Annotated in this window: 18 protein-coding genes; 10 read left to right on the forward strand and 8 right to left on the reverse strand. The window is 69.5% G+C overall.

The genetic code is table 11. From position 1 onward, the window contains the following. Nucleotides 1-5 precede the first annotated feature (5 nt). The 3 genes from BST38_RS18815 to ppsA all read right to left on the reverse strand — a co-directional run bounded on the left by BST38_RS18815 (nt 6) and on the right by ppsA (nt 5,765). Nucleotides 6-797 (reverse strand): universal stress protein, encoded by a 792-nt coding sequence (locus BST38_RS18815; RefSeq protein WP_083144977.1) that lies wholly within the window; start codon nt 795-797, stop codon nt 6-8. 70 nt (nt 798-867) lie between these two features. Beyond that, on the reverse strand, nt 868-3,486 hold the full coding sequence (gene mgtA, locus BST38_RS18820; protein ID WP_083144978.1) for a magnesium-translocating P-type ATPase: 2,619 nt from the start codon (nt 3,484-3,486) through the stop codon (nt 868-870). Beyond that, nucleotides 3,483-5,765, reverse strand: coding sequence for a phosphoenolpyruvate synthase (gene ppsA / locus BST38_RS18825; RefSeq protein WP_083144979.1), 2,283 nt, complete (start codon nt 5,763-5,765; stop codon nt 3,483-3,485). Before ppsA ends, mgtA begins: the two co-directional genes overlap by 4 nt. 98 nt (nt 5,766-5,863) lie before the next feature. Between ppsA and BST38_RS18830 the strand changes: the two genes are divergently transcribed. Next, nucleotides 5,864-6,748: a hemolysin family protein gene (locus tag BST38_RS18830; protein WP_237160836.1), complete on the forward strand. Its 885-nt coding sequence runs from the start codon at nt 5,864-5,866 to the stop codon at nt 6,746-6,748. Continuing rightward, the gene (locus tag BST38_RS29695; protein WP_237160837.1) at nt 6,685-7,131 is read left to right on the forward strand and encodes a transporter associated domain-containing protein; all 447 of its coding nucleotides are present in this window, start codon (nt 6,685-6,687) and stop codon (nt 7,129-7,131) included. Before BST38_RS18830 ends, BST38_RS29695 begins: the two co-directional genes overlap by 64 nt. Before the next feature lie 6 nt (nt 7,132-7,137). On the opposite strand, the gene BST38_RS18835 is transcribed toward BST38_RS29695, so the two are convergent. Beyond that, the gene (locus BST38_RS18835) at nt 7,138-8,013 is read right to left on the reverse strand and encodes a universal stress protein (RefSeq protein WP_083144980.1); all 876 of its coding nucleotides are present in this window, start codon (nt 8,011-8,013) and stop codon (nt 7,138-7,140) included. A gap of 295 nt (nt 8,014-8,308) precedes the next feature. Here BST38_RS18835 and infA point away from each other — a divergent pair, with 295 nt between their 5' ends. From infA to truA, 8 genes are all read left to right on the forward strand, one after another. Next, nucleotides 8,309-8,530, forward strand: coding sequence for a translation initiation factor IF-1 (gene infA / locus BST38_RS18840; protein WP_003418601.1), 222 nt, complete (start codon nt 8,309-8,311; stop codon nt 8,528-8,530). Nucleotides 8,531-8,568: 38 nt separating this feature from the next. Continuing rightward, nucleotides 8,569-8,682: a 50S ribosomal protein L36 gene (gene rpmJ, locus BST38_RS18845; protein WP_003879483.1), complete on the forward strand. Its 114-nt coding sequence runs from the start codon at nt 8,569-8,571 to the stop codon at nt 8,680-8,682. A gap of 204 nt (nt 8,683-8,886) precedes the next feature. Further along, the gene (rpsM, locus tag BST38_RS18850) at nt 8,887-9,261 is read left to right on the forward strand and encodes a 30S ribosomal protein S13 (RefSeq protein WP_083144982.1); all 375 of its coding nucleotides are present in this window, start codon (nt 8,887-8,889) and stop codon (nt 9,259-9,261) included. Nucleotides 9,262-9,267: 6 nt separating this feature from the next. Continuing rightward, on the forward strand, nt 9,268-9,678 hold the full coding sequence (gene rpsK, locus BST38_RS18855; RefSeq protein WP_083144983.1) for a 30S ribosomal protein S11: 411 nt from the start codon (nt 9,268-9,270) through the stop codon (nt 9,676-9,678). 20 nt (nt 9,679-9,698) lie between these two features. Continuing rightward, nucleotides 9,699-10,304, forward strand: a complete 606-nt coding sequence (rpsD, locus tag BST38_RS18860) for a 30S ribosomal protein S4 (RefSeq protein WP_083144984.1) — start codon at nt 9,699-9,701, stop codon at nt 10,302-10,304. Between the two features lie 82 nt (nt 10,305-10,386). Then, the gene (locus BST38_RS18865; protein ID WP_083144985.1) at nt 10,387-11,439 is read left to right on the forward strand and encodes a DNA-directed RNA polymerase subunit alpha; all 1,053 of its coding nucleotides are present in this window, start codon (nt 10,387-10,389) and stop codon (nt 11,437-11,439) included. Between the two features lie 71 nt (nt 11,440-11,510). Continuing rightward, complete coding sequence (rplQ, locus tag BST38_RS18870; protein ID WP_083144986.1) at nt 11,511-12,071, forward strand: 50S ribosomal protein L17; 561 nt, start codon at nt 11,511-11,513, stop codon at nt 12,069-12,071. A 7-nt stretch (nt 12,072-12,078) separates the two neighbouring features. Next, nucleotides 12,079-12,963 carry a tRNA pseudouridine(38-40) synthase TruA gene (gene truA, locus BST38_RS18875; protein WP_083144987.1) on the forward strand — a complete coding sequence of 295 codons (885 nt, stop codon included), beginning with the start codon at nt 12,079-12,081 and terminating at the stop codon, nt 12,961-12,963. Here the strand turns inward: truA and BST38_RS18880 are convergent. The 4 genes from BST38_RS18880 to BST38_RS18895 form a co-directional block, all read right to left on the reverse strand. Continuing rightward, complete coding sequence (locus tag BST38_RS18880) at nt 12,960-13,622, reverse strand: cutinase family protein (RefSeq protein WP_083144988.1); 663 nt, start codon at nt 13,620-13,622, stop codon at nt 12,960-12,962. The genes truA and BST38_RS18880 overlap by 4 nt on opposite strands. A 28-nt stretch (nt 13,623-13,650) precedes the next feature. Next, nucleotides 13,651-14,259 (reverse strand): cutinase family protein, encoded by a 609-nt coding sequence (locus BST38_RS18885; protein WP_083145012.1) that lies wholly within the window; start codon nt 14,257-14,259, stop codon nt 13,651-13,653. Between the two features lie 87 nt (nt 14,260-14,346). After that, a complete protein-coding gene (locus BST38_RS18890; RefSeq protein WP_083144989.1) occupies nt 14,347-15,024 on the reverse strand; it encodes a cutinase family protein in 678 nt (225 codons plus the stop codon). Further along, nucleotides 15,008-16,057, reverse strand: coding sequence for an EamA family transporter (locus BST38_RS18895; RefSeq protein ID WP_083144990.1), 1,050 nt, complete (start codon nt 16,055-16,057; stop codon nt 15,008-15,010). Before BST38_RS18895 ends, BST38_RS18890 begins: the two co-directional genes overlap by 17 nt. Between the last annotated feature and the right edge of the window lie 55 nt (nt 16,058-16,112).

The following is a 16,112-nucleotide window of genomic DNA, read 5'->3' on the forward strand; positions in this document are numbered from 1 at the left end:
GTGAATCAGGGTCGGACCACGAGCACCGAGGCGGCGCCGTGTCGGAACAGGGAATGGCCGTGCCCGGCGATCTGCGCGAGCTCGCCGGCTTCGTCGGGTCCGATCACGGCCAGCGCGACGGGTTCGTCGTGCTTTTTGAGGAAGTGCGCGGCGTCCCCCGCGCCGTCGATCGGATGGATGTGGACGTCGGGATGGCGGGCACGCCAGGCCTGGATCCGGTCCCCGCGTGTTTCTGCGGAGCCGGCGGTCCCGTCGCCGAGGGCCAGCACCGGGGCGTGCCGCAGCGCCGCCTCCCGCAGCGCGTACTCGACGACCGCGTCATCACCCGGCCGGTCGATCCCGACGATGATCCAGTGCAGCGGCGCCTCGGGGTGCAGGTCGGTGCGGATCACCGCGACCGGGCAGTGCGCTTTCTCGGCCAGATCGGCCGCGGTGGAGCCGACGACGGATCGGGCGTACCGGCCGATACCGACCGTACCGACGCAAATGAGCTGTGCGCCCGACGATTCGGCGATCAGCGCTTCGGAGGCCGGACCGTCCAGGATCGCGGTCTCGACCGTCACCGGGGCGTCGACGACCTCGACGGTGGTGCGTGCGGTGTGCAGGCTTTCGTGGGCGCGCGCGACATCCTCGGCGTACTCGGGGGCGGTGCGGTCGTCCGGGGTGAGCACGTAGACCAACCGCAGTGTGGTTGCCCGGGCGGCGGCTTCGGTGACCGCCCACAGCGCTGCGTGCAGTGCCGCCGCCGAACCGTCGATGCCGGCGACCACGGGTCCAGAGATATTCGCGGCTGTCATCGCGGGCTCCGATCGAGGGTGCGCCTTCCGACGCTATGCGCTACACCGCGTGCCCGTCTAGGGTCCTTGGTCATCGGCCTTGGTCATCGGCTCGCCCCGCCCGGTTCGCGCTGAACCGGGCCGCCCGCCGGTGCACCCGGTGGGCGTGGCCGCGGGTGCGCTCGGGTGGGCCGGCGGCGCGCATCGGTTCGGCGTAGAACATCGTCTTGGTGATGTCGACGAGGACCAAATAGGCGACCGTCAGCGCCACCAGCGCCGCGAAGAACTGCCAGGGCAGCGGTGTGAACCCCAGGTTCGCGGCGACGGGGGAGAGGGTCACGGCGATCCCGACGACGATCACCAGGCCGGTGGACAGCACCAGTGCGCCGGCGGGCCGGCTGCGCAGGAACGGCACCTTCCTCGTGCGGATGGCGAAGATGATCAACGTCTGGGTGGCCAGCGATTCGACGAACCAGCCGGTGCGGAACTCCACCGGGCCGGCGTGCAGCACCCCCAGCATCAACCCGAACGTCAGGAAGTCGAACAGCGAGCTGACCGGTCCGAACGTCAACATGAACCGGCGGATGAACGCGATGTCCCAATGCGCGGGCGCGTGCAGCTGCTCCTCGTCGACCCGGTCGGCCGGGATGGCGAGCTGGGAGGTGTCGTAGAGCAGGTTGTTGAGCAGGATCTGGCCCGGCAGCATCGGCAGGAACGGCAGCACCGCCGAGGCCGCCGCGGCGCTGAACATGTTGCCGAAGTTGCTCGAGGTTCCCATCAGCACGTACTTGACGGTGTTGGCGAAGATCCGCCTGCCCTCGGCGACGCCGGTGGCCAGCACGCCGAGATCCTTCTCCAGCAGCACCACATCGGCGGCGTCCTTGGCGACGTCGGTCGCGGTGTCCACCGAGATGCCGACATCGGCGGCGTGCAGCGCCAGTGCGTCGTTGACGCCGTCACCGAGGAAACCGATCGAGCGGCCGGTGCGCCGCAGCGACGACACGATCCGGGCCTTCTGGGTGGGGGAGATGCGGGCGAAGATGGTGTGGTCGCGGGCCGCTGCGTCGATCTGGCTGTCGTCGAGCTGCTCCAGCTCGGCTCCGGTCAGCGTGCCCCGCGAGACCAAACCCAGTTCTGCACAGACCTTCTCGGCGACCCGCGGGTTGTCCCCGGTGGCGATCTTGACCTCGATACCCAGCGCCGCGAGCCGGGCCAGGGAGTCCCGCGCGGCGGGTTTGGGGTTGTCGGCGAAGACGAGGAACCCGTCGAGGGTCAGACCCGCCTCGTCGTCGGCGGTCAGTGCTGTCAGCGAGGCGGCGGAGCGGGAGGCCACCGCCACCACCCGGCGGCCGTCGGCGAACAGGTCCGAGAGGGTCTGCTGGGCCTGCGGGTGAACCTCGGTGCAGCGCGCCATCACCTGCTCGGGGGCGCCCTTGACCACCAGGATCCGGGCGGGGCCGTCGTCGATGAGCGCGGAGCTGGCGCGCCGATCGTGGTCGAACGGCAGGAACGCCACCCGTATGACATCGGGCAGCGGTTGCCGGCCCGCCCACAGCGCCGCGTCGAGGTCGTTGGCGCTCGCGCCCCCTGCTGCCGGGTCGACATCGGTGGCCAGAATTCCTTTGCGCACCAACGGCTCCGAGGACAGTCCTGCCGGGGTGACGGCGTCGACGAACGCCACCTGACCGTCGGTCAGCGTCCCGGTCTTGTCGGTGATCAGGATGTCGATGTCGCCGAGGTCCTCGATGCAGACCAGCCGCTTGACCAGAACCTTGGCCTTGGCCAGCCGGCGCGACCCGGTCGCCAGGCTGGTGCTGACGATGGCGGGCAACAGTTGCGGGGTGATACCGACGGCGATGGCCAACCCGAACAGCGCCGAATCGATCAGCGCACGGCCGAGCAGCATGTTGGTCACGAAGATCACCACGGTGAGCGTGAGCGCCACCCGCAGCAGCAGATAGGAGAACCTGCGCAGACCGGCCTGGAACGCGGTCTCGGGTGCACTCTCGGCCAAACCCACCGCGATTCGCCCGAATTCGGCATTCGGGCCGGTGGCGAACACCACCGCGACGGCCTCACCGGCGCTGACCACCGTACCCATGAAGGCCAGGTCGACGCAGTCCGCGGGCGACGATCCGGCGGGGGCGGGCGCGGTGGACTTCTCGACCATCGCGGACTCCCCGGTGAGAATGCCCTCGTTGCACTCCAATCCGTTGACCTCGATGATCCGTACATCGGCGGGCACCAGCTCGCCGATGGTCAGCCGGATCACGTCGCCGGGAACCAGCTCGCTGACGTCGACGCGGCGAAACGTCCCGTCCCGCCGCACCACCGCGCTGTGCCGTATCGCCGAATGCATTGCCGCAGAAGCGCGCTCGGCGCGGTACTCGTTGAAGAACCCAAGCCCCACGCTGATCACCAGGATGACCCCGATGATGACGGCCTGGGTGGAGTCGCCGAGGAAGTAGGACAGCGCCGCGGTCACCGCGAGCAGGCCGAGCAGGGCGTTGGCGAGCTGACGGCGCAGCACGGCCAGCGCGCTGACCGTGTGGGTGTGCACCACGTTGGCGCCCATGCTGTGCAGCCGCGCCTGCGCCTCGGCGCTCGACAGCCCCTCGGTCGAGGTGCCGAGCAGCGCCAACGTGTCGCCGACCGAGCCGGAGGCGATGCGGTCCCGGCTGGGCGGCGCGACGGCCGGTGGCGCGGTCATCGCGCGGCGGCGAGCAGGATCCGGCGTTCGGCGGCGGCCACCACCCGGCGGGTGGCGTCGGCGGCGTCGGGGTTGACCGACACCGACGTGATGCCCAGGCGCACCAGGTGTTCGGCGAATGCGGGATTGGTCGACGGTGCCTGGCCGCACAGCGAGGAGGTGATCCCGTACTCGTTGGCGGTGTCGACGATCCGGCCGATGGCGTGCAGCACCGCCGGATCGGATTCGTCGAACAGTTCGGCGCACACGTCGGAGTCGCGGTCGACGCCCAGCACCAGTTGGGTCAGGTCATTGCTGCCGATGGACACCCCGTCGATGCCCATGCCGATGTACTCGGGCAGCCAGTACACCACCGACGGCACCTCGGCCATCACCCACCGGTGCAGGCCCCGCTGGCGGCCCAGCGCGCTGGCGTCGACGAGCGCAAGGCACTCTTCGAGCTCCCACCGGGTGCGCACGAAGGGGATCATCAGCGCGACGGCCGGGTACCGATCACGCACCCGGGCCAGCGCCTCCAGCTCGAGCGCGAACAACTCCGGCTGCCTGATGTACCGGTAGCAGCCGCGGAAACCGATCATCGGATTGTGTTCCACCGGTTCGTATTCCGCACCGCCGGCCAGTCCGCGGAACTCGTTGCTGCGGAAGTCGGTGGCCCGGTAGACCACCGGCCGCGGAGCGAACGCCGCGGCGATCCTGCCTACCGAGGCCACCATCTTCTCGACAAGTGTCTGCTGCTCGCCCCGCGCGATCAGGTCGCGGGGGTGGCGGCCGCCGAGCGCCTCGGTCAGCATGAACTCCGCGCGGAGCAGTCCGACGCCGTCCACCGGCTGCGCGGCAACGGTTTCCGCGCTGTCGGGCATCGCCAGGTTCACATACACCCGGGTGCCGGTGACCTCGCCGGTCGCTGCGGTGCCGGCGGCGGAGCGCACGGTGGCGGTGACCGTCGACGTCGGCCGCGCCCGCCCCGACACCACCTCGCCGCGGGCCCCGTCGACGGTGACGGTGGTGCCGTCGTGCAGGTCCCGGGTCCCACTCCGGGTGCCGACGATGCACGGAACACCCAACTCGCGCGCCACGATCGCCGAGTGACAGGTCATACCGCCGCTGTCGGTGACCAGCGCGGCCGCGCGCCGGATCGTCGGCAGCCAGTCCGGATTGGTCATCTGGGCGACCAGGATCTCGCCGTCCTGCAGCCGGTGGCCCTCGTCGGGGGTCTGCAGCACCCGGACCTTTCCCGACGCGATGCCCGGTGCGGCGGCCAGCCCGCGCGCCAGCACCACGTGTTCGGCCGCGGCCGGCGGCGTGGTGTGACCGAGCGTGGTGATCGGCCGGGCCTGAACCAGGTACGTCGCACCGTCGCTGATCGCCCACTCGGTGTCCTGCGGGCACTCGTTGTGCCGTTCGGTGGCGATCGCGAGCTCGGCGATCGTGCGCAGTTCGTCGTCGTCGAGCACCCGCGCCGACGCCCGCTCCTCGTCGAGGCGCACCGTGGTGTCGTGGCCGTCGGGGCCCCGCACGATCTCGAAATCCTGGTGGCCGACCCGGATGTCGATCGGCCGCAGCGTCTCCTTGGACACCACGTAGGTGTCGGGCTCCACCTCGCCGGAGACCACGACCTCGCCGAGGCCGAACGCCGCCTCGATCACGACGCGGTCCCGCGCGCCGGTGCTCGGGTCGGCGGTGAACGCGACACCGGACTTTTCCGACCCGATCATCTGCTGCACCACCACGGCCATCGCCGGTGCGTCGAGGAAACCCCGGCTGGCCCGGTAGGTGATCACGCGGGGGCTGAACAACGACATCCAGCAGCGCGTCACCGCGGCGAGCAGGCCGTCGTCGCCGGTGACGTTGGTCAGGGTCGCGTTCATCCCGGCGAACGACGCGTCGGCGCCGTCCTCGCCGGTGGCCGAGGACCGCACCGCGACGACCGCGGCGGGACCCAGCGCGTGGTAGGCGGCCAGCGTCAGCGACCTGGTGGTCTCGTCGATGCCTGCCGTCCGCACCAGCTCCTGCAGGCGGTCACACAGCTCGCCGAGCCGGGCGGTGTCGGCGACCTCGTCGAGTGCCTGCCGGTGCAGCGCGGCCAGTTCGGCGTCCACGCCGGCGGCCCGCATGGAGTCCAGGTAGCAGTCCCGCAGCAGCACGAAGCCCGGCGGCACCGGCAGGCCCGCGGCGACGAGCTCGCCCATGTTGGCGCCCTTGCCGCCGGCCTCCTCCGCGTCGCGGATCGTCAGCGCGGTGATGTCGCGGACGCTGCGGCGACGAGTTCCTGCGTCCATCAGCCAATCCTGCGCCTCGGCCGCGGCTCATGCGTAGCGTTTGACGCGGCTCGATCTCGCTTCTTCGAACGAGAGGGAACGAGAGGGGAGGGGCGCCGGTGACCGGGTACTGGACAGATCTGGCGCTGGTCGCGGTGCTCGTGTTGATCAACGGCGCGCTCTCGGGCAGCGAGGCCGCGTTCATCGCCCTCGGAGAGGAGCAGCTGCGGGAGATGGAACGCCGCGGCGGCGGCGTCGACCGGATCGTGGTGCGCCTGGCCCGGGAGCCGAACCGCTTCCTGGCGACCATCCAGCTCGGCATCACCCTCGCCGGGTTCCTCGCCTCGGCCACCGCCGCGGTGTCGCTTGCCGAACCGCTGCGGGCCCGGCTGCAATTCCTCGGCGCCGCAGCGGGTCCGGTCAGTATCGCGCTGGTGACCGTGCTGGTCACCGCGTCCACGCTGGTGGTCGGCGAGCTGGTGCCCAAACGGCTCGGCATGCAGTACGCCCGTCGCTGGGCTCGGCTGGTGGCCCGGCCGCTGCGGGCGATGGCGGTCCTGGCCACGCCCGTCGTGTGGTTCCTCGGCAAGGCGACCGACGTGGTGGTCGCGGCGCTGGGCGGTGACCCGCAGGTCGGGAAGGAGGAACCGACGTTCGGCGAGCTGCGGGAGCTGATCGTCAGCCACAGCGGCCTCAGCGACGAACAGCGCAGGATCATCTCCGGTGCCCTGGAGATCCACGAACGTTCCCTGCACGAGGTCGCGGTGCCGCGGATGTCGGTGTTCCGGCTGCGTGCCGATCTCCCGGTGCCACAAGCCCGTTCGGTGCTGGGGGAGTCGGGGCACGTCCGGGCGCGGTGGTGCCCGGTGACGAGCTGGACGACGCGGTCGGGGTGGTGCACCTGCGCGATCTGCTCGGGGACGACGGCACGGTCGCCGACGTGGCGCGCCCGGCGGTGCTGTTGCCCGACAGCCTGCGGGTCACCGGCGCGATGTCGCGGCTGATGGCCGAGCGCGAGCAGTTCGCCCTGGTGATCGCGGAAGACGGCGGCGTCACCGGGATCGTGACGTTGGAGGACCTCCTCGAAGAGGTCGTCGGCGAGATCTACGACGAACAGGACGAGGACGTCAAAGCGGTACGGGTGTTGCCCGACGGCAGCCGGATCATGCCGGGCTCGTTCCCGATCCACGATCTGATCGACGTCGGAATCGACGCCCCCGAGCTCGCCGGCGACGACTACACGACGGTGGCCGGGCTGGTGCTCAGCCGCCTGGGACGGATACCGGACGAGCCCGGCGACCACGTCGAGGTCGCCGGCTACCGGTTCGAGGTGCTGGCGGTGGACCGGCACGCCATCACCGAGGTGCGCCTGAGCCCGCCCGGGTGAGTGCCGTCAGCGCGGACGGACCACCATCACCGGAACCTTCGCCGCCTGCACCACCGCCCCGCTGACCGAGCCGAGCAGTGTGCCGGTGACCGCGCCGTATCCGTGGCTGCCCACCACCACCAGTTGTGCGGTCTCGGCGCGCTCGACGAGCCTGCGCGCCGGTTCGTCGGGTACCACCACGAGCTCGACCCCGACGTCGGGATAACGCTCTCGCCAGTCCGCGAGCTGGCGGGCCGCCTCGCGCTCGACCTCGGGGCGGGTTTCCTCCCAGTCGAAGCCAGGCATCTCGAACGCACCCGGCGACCACCACGCGTGCAGCACGACCAGACCCACCCGCCGGCGCGACGCCTCCTCGAAGGCGATCTCGACGGCGGTTTCGGCCGCCGACGAGCCGTCGAACCCGAGCAGCACCGGTGCGCCGGCGTCGGGCTCGGGTCCCTCGTCGTGCACCACCACGACCGGGCCGTGCGCCCGGTGCACGAGCCCCATGCTGGTGCTGCCGAGCATCCTGCGGGCGAGCCCGCCGCGGCCGCGGGAGCCGACGACCACCATCTGTGCGTCCTGGGACTGCTCCACCAACGCCGCCGTCGGGGTCGCGACGGCGAACTCCATGCGCACCGGCACCGCGCCGCCGGTCAGCTGCTCGGCAACGCGGCGCGCGTCGGTGAGGATGTCCTCGCCGACCTGACGCTGCCAGTCCAGGAACCCGGTCGGCACCGGAACCGCCGGCCAGGCCCCGACCGGTAGGGTGGTCGCGTACAGGATGACCAGCGGAGCGTCGCGCAGCGCCGCCTCCGCGGCGGCCCATTTCAGGGCGGGCAGTGACGCCGGCGAATCGTCGACGCCGACGACCACCTTCGAATTCTCTGGATCAGCGGGCATCGTCACTCCTGTTCTCGTGCGCGTGACGGGGCGCAGTGCGCTCTGCCACCGGTCATGGGTGGGTGAGGTGCGTGTCGTTGGGCCCTGCGGCGCGGATTTTGGGGTAGCGCCGTGTGCGCGTACCATGGATCAACGGTGCGGCTTCCGCGCCGACTTTTTGCGTGCCCCATCGGGAGGACCCGCCTGACGGCGGGGAATGCCCCGGATCCGGCCCACGTTTTCAAGTCGGATGGAGGGCTGTGCCGAGCAGGCCAGCGCAGTTGGTACGAAACGAAAGCAAGGATCGTTACAGAGTATGGCCAAAAAAGACGGTGCCATAGAGGTTGAGGGTCGTGTCGTCGAGCCCCTGCCCAATGCGATGTTCCGCATTGAGCTGGAGAACGGACACAAGGTCCTCGCCCACATCAGCGGCAAGATGCGGCAGCACTACATCCGCATCCTTCCCGAGGACCGTGTCGTGGTGGAGCTCTCGCCCTACGACCTGTCCCGGGGTCGCATCGTGTACCGCTACAAGTAATCCCAGAACCAGCACTGAGAAGAAGGATCGAACAAGCCGTGAAGGTGAACCCGAGCGTCAAGCCCATCTGCGACAAGTGCAGGGTGATCCGCCGGCACGGGCGGGTCATGGTGATCTGCTCCGATCCGCGCCACAAGCAGCGGCAAGGCTGATCACTCAGCTACGCAGTACCCACAACTGAATGATGACCTCCCAGTACCACTGAGCGGCTGGTTTTTGTAGAAGAAGAGCCCCTCGAAACCGATGAGCGCTTGCGCGAAGAGCATCGGAAACGTCCGGCACGGAGGCCGGGCCCCGGCAAGAGTTCCGGGAACGGACTGGGATCAGACCTCCGCAGAGAAAAGGAACACTGCCTGATGGCACGTCTCATGGGCGTTGATCTCCCGCGCGACAAGCGCATGGAGATCGCGCTGACCTACATCTACGGCATCGGCCGTACCCGCTCCCAGGAGATCCTGGAAGCCACCGGCATCAGCCGGGATCAGCGCACCAAGGATCTGACCGACGACCAGGTCACCCAGCTGCGTGACTACATCGAAGCCAACCTCAAGGTGGAGGGTGACCTGCGCCGCGAGGTGCAGGCCGACATCCGCCGCAAGATCGAGATCGGCTGCTACCAGGGTCTGCGGCACCGCCGCGGCCTTCCGGTGCGTGGCCAGCGGACCAAGACCAATGCGCGTACCCGCAAGGGCCCCAAGCGCACCATCGCCGGCAAGAAGAAGGCCAGGTAACCCCGGATGGCACAGGCAAAGAAGGGCACCGCGAAGAAGGGTCAGAAGACCCGTCGCAGGGAAAAGAAGAACGTCCCGCACGGCGCCGCCCACATCAAGAGCACGTTCAACAACACGATCGTGTCCATCACCGATCCCCAGGGCAACGTCATCGCCTGGGCGTCGTCGGGACATGTCGGTTTCAAGGGGTCGCGTAAGTCCACCCCGTTCGCCGCGCAGCTGGCCGCCGAGAACGCGGCCCGCAAGGCGCAGGAGCACGGCGTCAAGAAGGTCGACGTCTTCGTGAAGGGCCCGGGCTCGGGTCGTGAGACCGCCATCCGCTCGCTGCAGGCCGCCGGCCTCGAGGTGGGCGCGATCGCCGACGTCACCCCCCAGCCGCACAACGGTTGCCGTCCGCCCAAGCGGCGCCGGGTCTAGGAAGAAGGAGTTAGAGAGTCATGGCTCGTTATACCGGACCCGTCACCCGCAAGTCGCGCCGTCTCGGCGTCGACCTCGTCGGTGGAGATCAGTCCTTCGAGAGGCGCCCCTACCCGCCCGGCCAGCACGGTCGCGCGCGGATCAAGGAGAGCGAATACCGCACCCAGCTGCAGGAGAAGCAGAAGGCCCGCTTCACCTACGGCGTGATGGAGAAGCAGTTCCGCCGTTACTACGAGGAGGCCAACCGCCTTCCCGGTAAGACCGGTGACAACCTGCTGCGCATCCTGGAAAGCCGGCTGGACAACGTCGTGTACCGCGCAGGCCTGGCCCGCACCCGCCGCATGGCGCGTCAGCTGGTCAGCCACGGTCACTTCACCGTCAACGGCGTGAAGGTCGACGTTCCCAGCTACCGGGTGTCGCAGTACGACATCATCGACATCAGGGACAAGTCGATCAACACCCTCCCGTTCGAGGTGGCCCGGCAGACCGCCGGCGAGCGCCCGATCCCGGGTTGGCTGCAGGTCGTCGGCGAGCGTCAGCGCATCCTCGTGCACCAGCTGCCCGAGCGCGCGCAGATCGACGTGCCGCTGACCGAGCAGCTCATCGTCGAGCTCTACTCGAAGTAGTCACCTGACCCCGGAATCCACCGGGGCTCAGGCCACCTAACGGCATCAAATAGCGGTTGCCGAGAAGGAGAAACGAAACACCATGCTGATTTCTCAGCGCCCCACCCTGAGCGAAGAGGTCCTTGCCGAGGATCGCTCCCAGTTCGTCATCGAACCGCTGGAGCCCGGATTCGGCTACACCCTCGGAAACTCGCTGCGTCGCACGCTGCTGTCGTCCATCCCGGGCGCGGCCGTGACCAGCATCCGCATCGACGGTGTGCTGCACGAGTTCACCACCGTCCCCGGGGTCAAGGAAGACGTCACCGACATCATCCTGAACCTCAAGGGCCTGGTCGTGTCCTCCGAGGAGGACGAGCCCGTCACGATGTACCTGCGCAAGCAGGGCCCGGGTGAGGTCACCGCCGGTGACATCGTCCCGCCGGCCGGTGTCACGGTGCACAACCCGGACATGCACATCGCCACCCTGAACGACAAGGGCAAGCTCGAGGTCGAGCTGGTCGTCGAGCGGGGCCGCGGCTATGTGCCTGCCGTGCAGAACAAGGCCTCCGGCGCCGAGATCGGCCGTATCCCGGTCGATTCGATCTACTCGCCGGTCCTCAAGGTCACCTACAAGGTGGAGGCCACCCGTGTCGAGCAGCGCACCGACTTCGACAAGCTGATCCTCGACGTCGAGACCAAGAACTCGATCAGCCCGCGTGACGCGCTGGCCTCGGCCGGTAAGACCCTGGTCGAACTGTTCGGTCTGGCACGGGAACTCAACGTCGAGGCCGAGGGCATCGAGATCGGCCCGTCGCCCGCCGAAGCCGATCAGGCCGCGCACTTCGCGCTGCCGATCGACGATCTGGACCTGACGGTGCGGTCGTACAACTGCCTCAAGCGCGAGGGTGTGCACACCGTGGGCGAACTGGTCGCCCGCACGGAGTCCGATCTTCTGGACATCCGTAACTTCGGCCAGAAGTCCATCGACGAGGTGAAGATCAAGCTGCACCAGCTGGGTCTGTCGCTCAAGGACAGCCCCGCCAGCTTCGATCCGTCCGAGGTGGCCGGCTACGACGTGGCCACGGGCACCTGGAACAGCGATGCCGGCTACGACCTGGACGACACCCAGGACTACGCAGAAACCGAACAGCTCTAACCCGATCTCGTAAGAGAACCGTCCCGGTCCTACCTGATACGGGGGCCGGCCCCGAATAGGAGATAGTCGCAATGCCCAAACCCACCAAGGGTCCTCGCCTCGGCGGGTCGTCCTCGCACCAGAAGGCGCTGCTGGCCAACCTGGCCACGTCGCTGTTCGAGCACGGCCGGATCAAGACCACCGAGCCGAAGGCACGGGCGCTGCGTCCGTACGCGGAGAAGCTCATCACCCATGCCAAGAAGGGCACGCTGCACAACCGGCGTGAGGTGATGAAGAAGATCCGCGACAAGGACATCGTCCATGTCCTGTTCGCCGAGATCGGCCCGTTCTTCGCCGACCGCGACGGCGGCTACACCCGCATCATCAAGGTCGAGAACCGCAAGGGCGACAACGCCCCGATGGCGGTCATCGAGCTGGTGCGGGAGAAGACCGTGACCTCCGAGGCCAACCGTGCCCGCCGTGTCGACGCGGCTCAGAAGGCGGCCAAGGCCGACGAGGCGCCGGCTGCCGAAGAGGCTTCGGCTGTCGAAGAGGCGCCGGCTGTCGAAGAGGCTGAAGCCGAGGCCCCGGCCGAGGAGTCGGCAGCTTCCGAGGAGTCTGCAGCAGAGGACAAGGCCGACGACGCCAAGTAGTCATCCGATGAACGAGCCCGCCACCGACACCGGTGGCGGGCTTGTCGCATCTGTCCGCTTGCGCCTTGATCTTGCCTACGACGGCACCGATTTCGCGGGCTGGGCGACCCAGTCCGGCCAGCGCACGGTGGCCGGGGTCATCGACGAGGCACTGTCGACGGTCTTCCGCACCCCGGTGGTGACCCGCGCCGCGGGACGCACGGATTCCGGGGTACACGCCACCGGTCAGGTGGCGCACGTCGACGTACCCGCCGACGCGCTGAGTCACGCGTACCCGCGCACGGTGCGGCCCGGGGAGGCCGAGTTCGGCCCGTTGGTGCGGCGGCTGGGCCGGATGCTCACCGAGGACGTCCGGGTGCGCGGGATCGTGCGCGCCGCACCGGGATTCGACGCCCGGTTCTCGGCGCTGCGCCGCCACTACGTCTACCGGTTGTCCACGGCACCGTACGGGGCCGAACCGGCGGAGGCCCGGTTCGTCACCGCGTGGCCGCGCCCGCTCGACGTGGACGCGATGGCGGCTGCCGCGCGCAACCTGCTGGGGCTGCACGATTTCGCCGCGTTCTGCAGGCACCGCGCCGGTGCGACCACGATCCGGGAACTGCAGCGGCTGGACTGCGTACGCGACGCCGACCGGATCTCGGTGCACGTCAGCGCCGACGCGTTCTGCTGGAACATGGTGCGCTCACTGGTGGGTGCCCTGCTGGCCGTCGGCGAGGGCCGCCGTGACGCGCCGTGGGTGGCCGCACTGCTGGGCTGCCCACGCCGGTCCAGCGACTTCGCCGCCGCGCCCGCGCGCGGGTTGACGCTGATCGGCGTCGACTATCCCGCCGACGAGGATCTGGCCGCGCGGAATCTGATCACCCGCGACCTGCGCACTCCCGATGAGCTTTAGAGCCGGCCCACGATGAAGTCGGCGGCCTGGTTGACCATGCCCGCGCCGATGTAGGCCGGAGCGAGGTGCGCGGGCCAGTAGTCCTGCCAGTTCTCCGGAGCGGTCGGATTGCAGATCGGGTCGTCCCCGTGGCACAACTCGACGATCCGGTCGCGCAACGCCGGGTTGGTGAAGTTGGCGATCGGACCGACCCACTGGCTGCCGTTGCCGAACAGCGCGACGGCGGCGATGTGCCGGTCGACGCCGTCGGGCAGCGGACTCTTGAACCCGAACGCCGCGATCGGCACGGCGATGACGACGTCGGTCACGGCCGCACCGAGCGAGTAGCCGCCCAGCACCAGCCGGGTATCGGGGCAGTTCGCCGCCATGTACTGGATGCGCTGACTCATGTCGTTGGCGCCGATGTCGACCTCGGTGTCGGCCGGGTACTTCACGGCGTAGAGGTCGATGTCCTTGTTCGTCCGGTTCCGCAGCGCGCTGATCAGCGCGTTGCCGATCTGGCCGGGACCAGGTGATTCGATGCGGCCGCGAGCGAAGATCAACTCGGCGTCGGGGCAGGCCTGCGCGGAGGCCGCCGGCGGCAGAACCAGGGAGGCTGCACCCATCAGGAGTGCAGCCACCAGCGGAAGGACCCGGGATTTTCGCAGCTGACGAATCACTTCGCCGATCTTAACCGGCCGAGCGGACTCAGATGCGGCCTGCGGCAAAGCTCGCAGCTTGGACGATCAGCGGGGAGCGTTCGTAGCTCGTGTGCGCGAACGGGTTGCGCCCGGGCGAGCAGATCGGATCGCCGTCGGCACACAGGTCGAGAGCCTTACCCGCGAACGAGCCGCGCGTGGAGACCGGGCTGCCGAACTTGGCCGACGGGTTGCCGAACACCGCGACCGCGACGACGTTGCCGTGCAGTGCGCCCGGCAGCGGCGGCGCCAGCCCCACGTCGCCGATGCGGTCACCCAGTGGCGGCACCCCGGCCAGCATGTCGACCACGGCCGCGCCCTGCGAGTAGCCGCCCAGCACGATGCGGGTGTTCGGGCACTGCGCCGCCATCGCCGAGATGCGGTTGGTGGCGTCGATCGCCCCGTCCCCGGATCCGAAGAAGTCGTAGGTGGCGGGGTAGGACACGCCGTACGTGCCCACGGTGCGGCCGCCGAGCTGGTTGCGCAGCGTGTCGGCCAGGGCCTGCCCGACACGTCCGATGCCGGGGGGCTCGCTGGTGCCGCGTGCGAAGACGACCTCGACGTCAGGGCAGGGCTGGGCGGACGCGATGGACACGGGCTGCACCGCGGCCGCGGCCATCGGCACCGCCGCGACGGCGGCTGCGGCCGCCAGCGTGCGGCGGCTCAAACGACGAAAAAGCACAAGACACGGTATCGCATAGCTGAGCTACACGAGACCGGCGACGAACGCCGCCGCCTGGTCGGTCAGACCCGCGGGACCGTAGTTGCTGTGCGCGGCGATGTCGTCCCCGGCCGAACACACCGGGTCGCCGAGGGTGCAGAGGTCGATCGAGCGTGACCCCCAGACAGGGCTGGTCGTGATCGGTAGTCCGACCTTCGCGGTGGGGTTGCCGAACAGCGCGATCGCGGCCACGAAGTCGGGGGTGTTCGGGGGCAGCGGGCGGTCGAACCCGACGGCCGGGAACGGGACCGCGGCGATCACGTCGATGACCGCGGCACCCTGCGAGTAACCGCCGAGAACCAGCCGGGTCTGGGGGCAGTTGGCCATCATCCACTGGATGTGGTTGCTGGCGTCGTTGGCGCCGCCCGCGGCGGCGAGGAAGTCGAAGGTCGCCGGGTAGACGACGGCGTAGGAGCCGACGGAGCGGCCGCCGACCCGTCGGCTGAGCGAGTCCACGAACGCCGCGCCGACGCGGCCGAGGCCCGGGGGCTCGTCGGTCCCGCGGGCGAAGACGACCTGGATGTCGGTGCAGCCCTGGGCGTTGGCGGTCGGCGCGGGGACCGCCGGTGCGACGAGCAGGGCCCCAGCCATGACGAGGGCCGTGACGAGGGACGCGGCGAGCGCGGAAACCTTGCTGGTCAGCGACTCAAGATCGATCTGCACGTGTCGATGCTAGCGGGGTCAGGGCGTCCGGATCGGGTAGTTCCTCCCGGTCGCCCTGGCGCGCCAGCGCCAGACCCAGCAGCACCACCGCGCCGCCGGCCGCCTGCATCGCGGAGATGGACTCGCCGAGCAGCACCCAGGCGGCCAGCACCGCGAACATCACCTCGGACAGACCGACCAGCGACGCGAACCGCGGGCGCAGTCGCGCGATCCCGACGATGCCGAGCGTGTACGCGATCGCGGTCGGGATCAGCGCGAGCGCGATGACGGGGATGAACCACGGCGTCGACCAACCGGCGACGACGGCGTCGTTGGCGGTGAACCGCAGCGGCATCAGACCGGACACGCCGATCGCGGCCACCGTGACGGCACCGACGATGAGCCCGGCGGCCGCGAGCGTGATCGGGTGCAATGAGGGTTGGCCCTCGGGGCCCTCGGCGCCGCCGACTTTGTCCGACATCAGGAAGTAGCAGGCCGCACACACCGCGGCGGCGGCACCCCAGCCGACGCCGATCAGGTTCACCTGCGCGGCGGCCACACCACCGGGTCCGAAGATCCCGAGCACCAACGTGATCCCGGCGATGGCCAGCGCCACGCCGGTCAGCGTCAGAGTGGTCGGGCGTCTGCGGGTGGTCGCCCACAGCCAGCCGACCACCAGCACCGGCGCGGTGTACTCGAGCAGCAGCGCGACCCCGACCGACAGATGGGAGACGGCGTTGAAGTAGAAGAACTGGGCACCCGCGATCGGGACCAGACCGTAGAGCACCACCGTTTTCGCGTGGTGGCGTGCCTCGCGCAGCCACCCGGGACGCACGATCGAGGCGAACAGCGCCATCGCGAGCGCGCCGCCGGCCAGCCGGGCGGTGACCGCGGCGGTCGGGGTCCAGCCCGCCTCCATCAGGGACTTCGCGAACGGGCCGGAGCAGCCGAACGCGAACGCCGATCCGATCGCGAAGAGTAGACCTGAGCGGAAGCGGTCTGCGCGTGCGCGGGCCGGCCCAGCATCCAACTGCCCAGCATCCAACGCAGCCATGACTGAAGTCCTCCGGGGTCCGACAGGGGTGACATGAGTAAAATCAACTTTGGTG

The organism is Mycolicibacterium parafortuitum (assembly GCF_002086815.1).
GTDB lineage: Bacteria > Actinomycetota > Actinomycetes > Mycobacteriales > Mycobacteriaceae > Mycobacterium > Mycobacterium parafortuitum.

Excerpts from the sequence above, each read along its gene's own strand:
- truA (WP_083144987.1), top strand. The coding sequence starts at position 12,079 with ATGAACGAGCCCGCCACCGACACCGGTGGCGGGCTTGTCGCATCTGTC.
- infA (WP_003418601.1), top strand. The coding sequence starts at position 8,309 with ATGGCCAAAAAAGACGGTGCCATAGAGGTTGAGGGTCGTGTCGTCGAG.
- rpsD (WP_083144984.1), top strand. The coding sequence starts at position 9,699 with ATGGCTCGTTATACCGGACCCGTCACCCGCAAGTCGCGCCGTCTCGGC.
- rplQ (WP_083144986.1), top strand. The coding sequence starts at position 11,511 with ATGCCCAAACCCACCAAGGGTCCTCGCCTCGGCGGGTCGTCCTCGCAC.
- BST38_RS18865 (WP_083144985.1), top strand. The coding sequence starts at position 10,387 with ATGCTGATTTCTCAGCGCCCCACCCTGAGCGAAGAGGTCCTTGCCGAG.
- BST38_RS18895 (WP_083144990.1), bottom strand. The coding sequence starts at position 16,057 with ATGGCTGCGTTGGATGCTGGGCAGTTGGATGCTGGGCCGGCCCGCGCA.
- BST38_RS18835 (WP_083144980.1), bottom strand. The coding sequence starts at position 8,013 with ATGCCCGCTGATCCAGAGAATTCGAAGGTGGTCGTCGGCGTCGACGAT.
- BST38_RS18815 (WP_083144977.1), bottom strand. The coding sequence starts at position 797 with ATGACAGCCGCGAATATCTCTGGACCCGTGGTCGCCGGCATCGACGGT.
- ppsA (WP_083144979.1), bottom strand. The coding sequence starts at position 5,765 with ATGGACGCAGGAACTCGTCGCCGCAGCGTCCGCGACATCACCGCGCTG.
- BST38_RS18885 (WP_083145012.1), bottom strand. The coding sequence starts at position 14,259 with ATGGCCGCGGCCGCGGTGCAGCCCGTGTCCATCGCGTCCGCCCAGCCC.
- rpsK (WP_083144983.1), top strand. The coding sequence starts at position 9,268 with ATGGCACAGGCAAAGAAGGGCACCGCGAAGAAGGGTCAGAAGACCCGT.
- rpsM (WP_083144982.1), top strand. The coding sequence starts at position 8,887 with ATGGCACGTCTCATGGGCGTTGATCTCCCGCGCGACAAGCGCATGGAG.
- mgtA (WP_083144978.1), bottom strand. The coding sequence starts at position 3,486 with ATGACCGCGCCACCGGCCGTCGCGCCGCCCAGCCGGGACCGCATCGCC.